The 9,291-nt window shown below is 65.6% G+C and carries 6 protein-coding genes and 2 tRNA genes; 7 read left to right on the plus strand and 1 reads right to left on the minus strand.

The annotated features are described in order from the left end of the window. The first annotated feature begins 328 nt into the window (after positions 1-328). Positions 329-3,328: a UPF0182 family protein gene (locus ACFXNW_RS29915; RefSeq protein ID WP_379421165.1), complete on the plus strand. Its 3,000-nt coding sequence runs from the start codon at positions 329-331 to the stop codon at positions 3,326-3,328. A 242-nt stretch (positions 3,329-3,570) separates the two neighbouring features. Here ACFXNW_RS29915 and ACFXNW_RS29920 read toward each other — a convergent pair whose 3' ends face one another. Beyond that, positions 3,571-3,906 (minus strand): transglycosylase family protein, encoded by a 336-nt coding sequence (locus ACFXNW_RS29920; protein WP_379421166.1) that lies wholly within the window; start codon positions 3,904-3,906, stop codon positions 3,571-3,573. Between the two features lie 590 nt (positions 3,907-4,496). Here ACFXNW_RS29920 and ACFXNW_RS29925 point away from each other — a divergent pair. The 6 genes from ACFXNW_RS29925 to ACFXNW_RS29950 all read left to right on the plus strand — a co-directional run. After that, positions 4,497-4,570, plus strand: a tRNA-Met gene (locus ACFXNW_RS29925). A 287-nt stretch (positions 4,571-4,857) separates the two neighbouring features. Further along, positions 4,858-6,237, plus strand: a complete 1,380-nt coding sequence (locus tag ACFXNW_RS29930; RefSeq protein WP_379421167.1) for an ATP-binding protein — start codon at positions 4,858-4,860, stop codon at positions 6,235-6,237. A 72-nt stretch (positions 6,238-6,309) separates the two neighbouring features. After that, a tRNA-Met gene (locus ACFXNW_RS29935) sits at positions 6,310-6,383 on the plus strand. Positions 6,384-6,703: 320 nt separating this feature from the next. After that, on the plus strand, positions 6,704-7,636 hold the full coding sequence (locus tag ACFXNW_RS29940; RefSeq protein ID WP_379421168.1) for a DMT family transporter: 933 nt from the start codon (positions 6,704-6,706) through the stop codon (positions 7,634-7,636). Between the two features lie 167 nt (positions 7,637-7,803). Next, positions 7,804-8,502: a hypothetical protein gene (locus ACFXNW_RS29945; protein WP_379421169.1), complete on the plus strand. Its 699-nt coding sequence runs from the start codon at positions 7,804-7,806 to the stop codon at positions 8,500-8,502. Between the two features lie 92 nt (positions 8,503-8,594). Further along, positions 8,595-9,291 (plus strand): TetR/AcrR family transcriptional regulator (locus ACFXNW_RS29950; RefSeq protein WP_379421170.1); only part of this gene is annotated, 697 nt, incomplete at its 3' end.

Below are 9,291 nucleotides of genomic sequence, written 5' to 3' on the forward strand. Positions count from 1 at the left end.
TCGCGTTCCGGGGGCCGCTGCTCCCCTCCGGCTGGCCCCCCGCCCCCGCAACCCCGAGACGGGCCGCGAACTTGGATGCTCGGTCTCGCTTCGCTCGAAAACTGGGTGTGACCTGCCGTTGTCGTGGGTCCCGGTGCCGCGATCCTCACCTGTGTCGGATTTGTCCGTCTTTGGCTCGGCGAGCCATATGACCACCCTCCGCCGCCCTGCCATCTGCGCGGTGTCCGATTTTCCGTAGAGTGGGCGCCAACGGTCCGGATCGGACCATCCGCAACATCGGACTGCGGCGTGCAGAGGTTGGCGCCGCCGGACCTTGGAGAGTGGCATCGTGGGCATGCGGCCCCCCTCGGGCTTACCTTCGCTGTCCCGCCGCAGCCGTGTGCTGCTGGTGGCGGCCGTCGTTCTGGCGGCGCTACTTCTGGTGGGACCGCGACTGGTCGATACCTATACGAACTGGCTGTGGTTCGGCGAGGTCGGCTTCCGTGGCGTCTACGTCACGGTCCTGTGGACCAGGATCTTGATCTTCGCCGTGGTAGGGCTGTTCGTCGGACTGGTGGTGTGGGGGGCGCTGTTACTGGCGTATCGCTCCCGGCCGGTGTTCGTACCCACGGCGGGACCCAACGATCCCATCGCGCGCTACCGCACCACCGTGATGAGCAGGCTGAAGCTGTTCGGCATCGGTATCCCGGTGCTGCTCGGCGTGCTCTCCGGTCTGGTGGCGCAGTCGAATTGGGTCACCGTTCAGTTGTTCCTGCACGGCGGCTCGTTCGGTCAGACCGACCCGCAGTTCAACCTCGACGTCGGCTTCTACGCCTTCGATCTGCCGTTCTATCGGATGATTCTGAACTGGCTCTTCGTCGCCATCGTCATCGCGTTCTTCGCGAATCTGGTCACCCACTACGTGTTCGGCGGCCTGCGCCTGTCCGGGCGCGAGGGCACGCTCACCAACGCGGCCCGTATCCAGCTTGCTGTGCTGGCCGGGTCATTCGTGCTGCTCAAGGCCATCGCGTACTGGTTCGACCGCTACGAACTGCTGATGAGCAGCCGTAAGGAACCGACCTTCAACGGCGGTTCGTTCACCGATATCAACGCGGTTCTGCCCGCGAAGCTGATCCTGATGTCGATCGCCATCATCTGCGCGATCGCGTTCTTCGCAGGTATCGTGCTGCGCGATCTGCGGGTGCCTGCGATGGCCGCGGCGCTGCTGGTGCTGTCGTCGGTGCTGGTCGGTGCGGTGTGGCCGCTGATGGTGGAGCAGTTCTCGGTGCGCCCGAACGCCGCCGAGAAGGAAAGCGAATACATCGAGCGCAATATCGCGGCCACCAGGCAGGCCTACGGGATCACCGACGACAAGATCGACTACGTCTCCTATTCCGGTGAGAGCAGTAAGAACCCGGCCAGCGTTCCGGTCGACCACGCCACCATCGCCAACGCGCGGCTGCTCGATCCGAACATTCTGTCGCCGACGTTCACCCAGCTGCGTCAGCTGAAGAACTTCTACGGCTTCCCGGAGTCGCTCGACATCGACCGCTACACCATCAACGGTGAGGTCCAAGACTTCATCGTCGGCGCCCGCGAGCTGTCGCCGTCCTCGTTGAGCGGTAACCAGACCGACTGGATCAACAAGCACACCGTCTACACCCATGGCAACGGCTTCGTCGCCGCGCCCGCCAACCGCGTCAACCGGCCGCAGTCGGAAGATCCCAACGCGGCGGGCGGCAGCAGCGACTCCGGCTATCCGATCTTCATGGTCAGTGATCTGTCCACGAAGAAGGAAGATCAGCGCATTCAGGTCGATCAGCCGCGCATCTACTACGGCGAACTGATCTCGCAGTCCAACCCGGATTACGCGATCGTCGGCGCCGCGGAGGGTCAGACTCCGCGCGAATACGACACCGACAACGCCCGCTTCACCTACGACGGCGCGGGTGGCGTGCCGATCGGCAACTGGTTCAACCGCCTGGCCTTCGCGGCCAAGTACGCCGAGCGCAATATCCTGTTCTCCTCGGCCATCGGTGACGATTCCAAGATCCTGTTCAACCGCGACCCGCGGGACCGGGTGCAGAAGGTGGCGCCGTGGCTGACCACCGACGGCAACACCTACCCGACTGTCGTCGACGGCCGGATCGTCTGGATCGTGGACGCCTACACCACGCTGGACAACTACCCCTACGCCCAGATCTCCTCGCTGGAAGGCGCGGTCGAGGACAGTATCGACCGCAAGACCGGCAGGTTGCTGCCGCGCAAGGAAGTCAGCTACATCCGCAACTCGGTCAAGGCCACCGTCGACGCCTACGACGGCTCGGTGAACCTGTACGAGGTGGACTCCTCCGATCCGGTGCTCAAAGCCTGGCGCGGGGTGTTCCCGGATGCGGTGAAGTCGGAGAGTGAGATCAGCCCTGAGCTGCGCGAGCACTTCCGGTATCCGGAGGACCTGTTCAAGGTGCAGCGCGAGATGCTGACCAAGTACCACGTCGACGATCCGCGCGAGTTCTTCACCAACAACGCGTTCTGGTCGGTGCCTGCCGATCCGACCGTCGAGGGCGTGACGGCGAGCCAGCCGCCGTACTACGTGCTGCTCGGTGATCCGGAGACCGGCAAGCCGGTGTTCAACCTGACCAGCGCGATGGTCGGCTACAACCGCCAGTTCCTGTCGGCCTATATCTCGGTGCGGTCCGATCCGGCGGGTTACGGCAAGTTCCGCATCCTGCAATTGCCGACCGACACCCAGACCCAGGGTCCGCAGCAGACGCAGAACACGATGACGACGGCGCCGCAGGTCTCGCAGGAGAAGACGCTGCTGTCGAACTCGAACAAGATCAGATACGGCAATCTGCTGACGCTGCCGGTCGCCGATGGCGGCATCTTGTACGTCGAGCCGTTCTACAACGAACGCAATACCGGCCCGAATACCGCGACCTTCCCGCAGTTGCTGCGCGTGCTGGTCAGCTACCGTGACCAGGCGGGCAGTGTGAAAGTCGGCTATGCGTCCACGCTGGCCGAGGCGCTGAACCAGGTCTTGCCCGGCTCGGGTGCGTTGGCCACACCGCCGGGCGGTGATCCTGCGATCCGGCCGCAGCCGGGGACGGCGCCACCGGTCGAGGGTTCGACTCCGCCGCCTGCGGACAACGGTGGGCCGCCGCCTGTCGAAGGCTCGACCCCGCCGCCTGCGGGCTCCTCGGGCGCCCAAGATGCCGCGGCCGCCGAGCTGAACCGCAAGATCGAGGCGGTCCGCACCGCGATGCGTACGGGCAACTTCTCCGACTTCGGTCAGGCGCTCGACGAGCTGGAGGCCGCGGTCAAGGCCTACCAGGACGCGGGACGCTGATCTGCTGACCTGCGGATCGAGGGCACCGGGTAGGACCGGTACCCTCGATCGGGGTCCAGACCGTCGAGGTCGGCGGTGACTCTGTCCCATGGCTCCGGTCGAACAGCCCTCCGGCTGTAGAAGCGACCATGGGAAGCCGGGTGCACACACAGAAACGGCGCTGTCATCCAAGTGGATGACAGCGCCGTTTCTTGTGTGCTGCTGAGTCGGGCGTCAGCGGCCGGGCCGCACGCCTAGGAAACTCAGAGGTAGGCGCCGCAAGTCGGCCAAGCGCCGGCACCCTGGGTGGCCAGCACGTTCTCGGCCACGCGGATCTGCTCTTCACGGCTGGCGTTGCTCGCGCTGCCGGAGCCACCGTTGGCTTCCCAGGTGCTCTGCGAGAACTGCAGGCCGCCGTAGTAGCCGTTACCGGTGTTGATGGACCAGTCGCCACCGCTCTCACAGGCCGCAACGGCGTCCCAGTTGCCCGAGTAGGCCGACGCGGTGGCGGTGGAAAGACCGAACGGGACGGCAACGAGAGCCCCTGCAATGGCGGCGAGGCCGAGGGCGCGGGTGCTGAACTTCCGGTTCTGAGTCATGTGGTTTCCCTCCCTGTGCCCACCAGCTCGGCGGATGTTCTCCGTCGGCCCCTGTCCCCAGGTGAATGTCGGGGTACTCCGAACCGTGGGACAGGGTCTCCGGTGTTCGTCGGTTCGGGTTCGAGCCCATCTCGGTTTGATCCGGGCCGTGGCAACGACGGTAACGAACAAATCTCGTTCAATCACGTCTTGATAAACTCCAATTTGTTGCCGGTGAATCGGTAGCATTAGATCGTATTCGCAGGTTGGAAACCGGATTCACCCCTACCCAATGGGCATTGTGATAACACCGTTATGTGTTCGGGATCACTCCGAAATCGTTGCCCGGGTCACACGTTCTGATGGATTTCGGGGTTTCGCTACCGCCGGGCAACTCGATTGGCATGGCTCATGGGGTGCGAAGTGGGCGCGGGAAGCGGCCCTTGATTCGGAGTGGCCGGCGGGGCGGTGGGCGCGCCGGCTCGGGCTCTCGGCCGACGCTGGGATGCCGCCTCGATGGCTCGCTGACGTCTCCTGTGACCGCCCGAAAATGTGTCCGACCTGCTGGTTTGCCATCGACTCGAACCCGTGTGTAATGTTGTGTTCACCGACGCGGGGTGGAGCAGCTCGGTAGCTCGCTGGGCTCATAACCCAGAGGTCGCAGGTTCAAATCCTGTCCCCGCTACAACAGGCCCGGCCCGGAGGCGCACAGCCTCCGGGCCGGGCCTTTTTCTGTGTCGTGCCCGGTTCGGCGCCTACGCCGCATCCCTGGCGGCCGAGCATCCGGGCCGAACGGAAACCGGCAAGTATCCAGCAGCTCGGCTATATGACGAATAACCGCTCACCGGGATATAAGCCGACACTATGTGCGCCAATATCCCGCCGATTACCGATAAATACCGGCTCGAACCGCTGCGAACCCAACTCTGCGACTTCCATCGCAGAGCACCGCCCAGGTGGCAGGATCGCCTCATGTCCGCCTCGACGCAGCCTGCCGCCCGGTCCGACGACGGACGCTCGTTCCTGGTCATCGACGCCGCCGACAGCGCCTATGTCGCAGGCTCCCTCGTTGTCGTCGACGCCGAGGGGCACCGGCAACTCGGGCTCGTCGAACACCGATCGGAAACCCCGCCGGTCCAGTTGCGCGGCCGGCTGATCGGCGAACTGACCACCGACGGCATCGACACCCGCACCAGCCACGCATTCCAGCACGGCGTACTGGAAACCGTCGACGTCCGCACCGTGCAAGCACTGCACGACACCACTGGTGCGGTCCTGGACGTCGGTGTCGCCCTCACCGCCCCCGGCGGCCCGGCGCGGCTACTGCCGAAGCGATTCAACCGCCACACCTTCTGGTGTGGGCAGAGCGGCTCGGGCAAGACCTACGCCCTCGGCGTCGTCCTCGAACAACTCGTCGCGCACACCGCCCTGCCCGTCGTGATCTTCGACCCGAACTCCGACTTCATCCGCCTCGGCGAGATAGCCGCAGATGCCGCAGGCCCCACCGCCGACGCGCTCCGGGAACGAGACATTCGAGTGCTGCGCCCGAATGCCGAGGACCCGAACTCCCTGCTGCGGGCCAGATTCATGACGATGCCGCTGTCGTCCAAGGCGGCGATCCTGCAGATCGACCCCGTCGTCGACCGTGAGGAATTCAACGAACTGCTCCACATCGGCCCGCTGCTCGAGACCGCGGAACTCGGTCAATGGCTACCCAACCTGCGCGAGTCGGGCACCGCCGCCCAGCGCAGGCTCGCCCAGCGCGTGGAGAACCTCGGCCTGCTCGACTGGGAGGTCTGGGCGCTGGAGCACGCGGCGGTCACCGAGGTCGTCGCTGAACGACCCGACGCCACCGTGCTCGACCTCGGTGGCTTCTCCACCCCCGAACAGCAGCTGGTGGTCGCGCTGTCACTGCTGGACGAACTGTGGGAGCGGCGCGAGGAACGCAGGCCGGTGCTGCTGGTCATCGACGAAGCCCACAATCTGGCCTCGCCGCGCTTGGATTCGGCCATTGCCGTCGCCGTGCGCGAGCGGCTCATCCAGATCGCCGCGGAAGGACGCAAGTTCGGCCTGTGGTTACTGTTGTCGACCCAGCGGCCGTCCAAGGTGCATCCGAGCATCATCTCCCAATGCGACAACCTGGCGCTGATGAAGATGACTTCCCCGGTCGACCTCACCGAACTCGGCACCTACTTCGGCTACGCGCCCAGCGCGCTACTGGCGCGCTCGCCGTGGTTCCGTCAGGGTGAGGCGCTGTTCGCCGGCGGATTCGTGCCCGCGCCCGCACTGGTGAAGGTCAACACCAGGATCACCCCGGAAGGTGGCAGCGACGTCGGCGTTCCACTGCGCTGACCACGCGATATGCAGCCGCACCGCAGCCGATTACGTTCTCGGGCCACAGGTGTGTAAGCTGATGATTACCGACGCGGGGTGGAGCAGCTCGGTAGCTCGCTGGGCTCATAACCCAGAGGTCGCAGGTTCAAATCCTGTCCCCGCTACAACAGTGGCCCGGAACAAGTGTTCCGGGCCACAGCTATTTTCGGCCCCTCTCCGAAGGCAGGTTCGGCGAACGCTCGAACCAAGTCGGTGGCGGTGCGCCACGCCGGCCCCACGGGCATGCGGGAGGCCCGCTTGGCGGGGTCCTGTCGTACCACCGCATCATGATCGAAAGCTCATCCGACGACCGAATCATGCGCGAAAGGTCATGGTTGGTTGCGTGATTCGTCGTTGATCTCGAGAACCGCGACCCGCGATCGTGGAAGACATCCGGATCTCATATCCGCGATATCTCTTTCCAATCCTGCGGGAGACAACACCAATGACTGTGGTTTTTCTGGCTTCGGCCTTGCTGATCGGAGGCCTGCTCGCCGTGCAAGCCTCGGTGAACTTGCAATTGAACAAAGCGGTGGGCACACCCTACGGGGCATCCACCCTGCAGCTGGCCATCTCGGCGGTGCTGCTCGCCCTTGTGGCCGGAATCGCCGGTGGCTGGGGCGCATTGGGCAGCGTGGGTGAGGTTCTCGCGCACGATCCGTGGAAGCTACTCGGCGGCATCGCCTCGCCGATCTACATCACCAGCGCGATCCTGCTCTTCCCGCGGCTCGGCGCCCTGGCATCGGTCGGGTTGTTCGTCACCGGGCAGATGTTCGCCTCCATCGTGCTCGACGTCGGCGGATTGCTCGGCGTGCAGCAGCGTTCCCTCGGCCCCGGCACGATTCTCGGAGCGGTCGCGGTGCTGGCAGGCATCGTTGTCGTCATCCGCAGCCAGGGCGGCAAGGTGCAGTCGTCCACGGCCTCGCGCAGCGGGTGGATCGTGCTCGGCTTGGTCGCCGGTGCGGTCCTGCCGGTCCAAGGTGCGGTCAATGCCGCCCTGCGTGCGGAATTCGACGATCCGATGGCGACCGGCATGTGGTCGTTCCTGGTCGCCACCGCCACCATCGCCGTGGTGCTGATCGCCCTGCTGCTGACCGGTCGCACACCGCGCCCGCAGGTGGCGCCGCTGCGCGCGGTGCCGTGGTGGGGCTGGCTCGGCGGAGTCGCGGCGGCCGTCTATGTGACCGTCACCTTCACCGTGATCCCGCATATCGGCGCGGCGACGACCATCGCGCTCACCGTCACCGGACAGCAGCTGGCCTCGGCGGCCATCGACCATCGCGGATGGTTCCAACTGCCGGCGAAACCGGTGACAACCGTACGGTTGGGCGGCCTGGTCGCGCTGATCGCCGGGTGCGCGTTGGTGCAACTGGCCTGAGGCTGGATCGGTCCGAAAATGTGAAACATCGATTTTCCAGAAAACCTGGACGTCGGTCCAGTAGCCGTGCTTCCCTGTCACTCAGGCGGATATCCGCCCGAAGGCGAGTCGAATCGCCTGATGAGGAACATGTCATCCCGGAGGTCTCCGGGAATTCTGGAGGAACAATGCTCCCTGGTATTCGTACGGGTGCCCTGATCGCGACCGCGTCCATGGCACTCGCGGGTTTCGGAGTCGCAGTCGGCGCGGGAACCGCCGCCGCAGACACGTGTTCGGTGCGCAGCCACGCCACCAAAAAGGACGCGAGCACGGTCGGCGTGACCCACGTCTACGACAAGATCGCCAGTAATGAGTCCGTCGGTATCGGCACCACCGTGACCTACACGGTGGTGGTCGGCACAACCGGTGTCGGGAATCCCTACGTCAACACCATCACCGACTTCCCGCCACGCGGATTCGGGGCACCGGTCAAGGCGACGATCACCGCCTACCACGCGGTCGGCGGACAGCGGACCGAGGCGGTGACGCCCGAGCCCAATGCGGGCGGATGGAAGGTCACCAGCACCGGGTGGTTCGTCAACTCCGGCAACCCGGTCACCCTGAACATCACCTACCCGGTCCCGGGCGATCTGCGGACCGATCAGCAGGTCACCAGCGGTGGCGTCGGTGTAGCGGGCACGGTCGGCGTCGGTGCCGAGTTCCCGAATCTGACCGCGTGTTTCACCGCAAGGAAGCCGAATATCGGCGAGGGTGCGCTCGGAAGCATGGATAACAACGGGCTCGGTTCCTCCGACGGCCAGCTGAGTTCCACCGGATCGATCACCGACATGCTCGGCTCGGTCCTGCGCAGCATGCTCGGCAGCTAGCCGGCGCGCGCCCGGGCAGCCGTTGCGCGGCGGCTGCCCGGTCCCGCGAGCACCGGCACGCGGCGGGGATCGCACTCGGTACACTGCCTGGCATGTCGGTGGTTTCGCCACAACCGCGGATTCCGGGGGCGGTCAGTGGCTATGAGGCTCGCTGGGAGCGGCACAACAGCGAGCGCCAGCTGACGATTCTGCGGGCCGCGGTCGAGCTGCTCGAGGAGAGTCCGGCCGGGGCCGATATCGCGGTGCATCGCATCGCCAAGCGGGCCGGTGTCGCGAAATCGGTGGTGTATCGGCAGTTCAGTGGCCGTGAGGAGCTGGACCGGCGGATCCGCTCATATCTGATCGATGATTTCGCCGCCCAACTCGACCAACAGCTCGACGTGTCGACCGGCTCGGTGCGTGAGATCTTGACCCGCACCATCCGCGCGGTCGCGGATTGGATGTCGGACCATCCGCGGCTTACCGAGTTCGCGCGAACCGGGCCGCCCTATGGCGGTGAGGACACCGTCGACGCCGTCGCCAGTCTGAAACTGCGGATCGCGGCCCGCGGCAGTGAGCTGATCTCCACGATCGCGCAGCTGATGGGCACCGATGCCACGCCCTTCGATTCCGTGCCGTTCGCGGTGGTGACGATGGTCGAGGGGGTGCTGTCCACCTGGGCCGCCGACCCGGCACCGGACCGGTCGCGGGCCCTGGTGGTCGACGAGCTCGCCACCATCACCTGGTTCGTCCTCGACGGCGCGGCCCGCACCAGCGGTATCCACGTCGACCCGGACCGCGAACTGACCT

This window comes from Nocardia sp. NPDC059180 (assembly GCF_042754945.1).
Taxonomy (GTDB): domain Bacteria; phylum Actinomycetota; class Actinomycetes; order Mycobacteriales; family Mycobacteriaceae; genus Nocardia.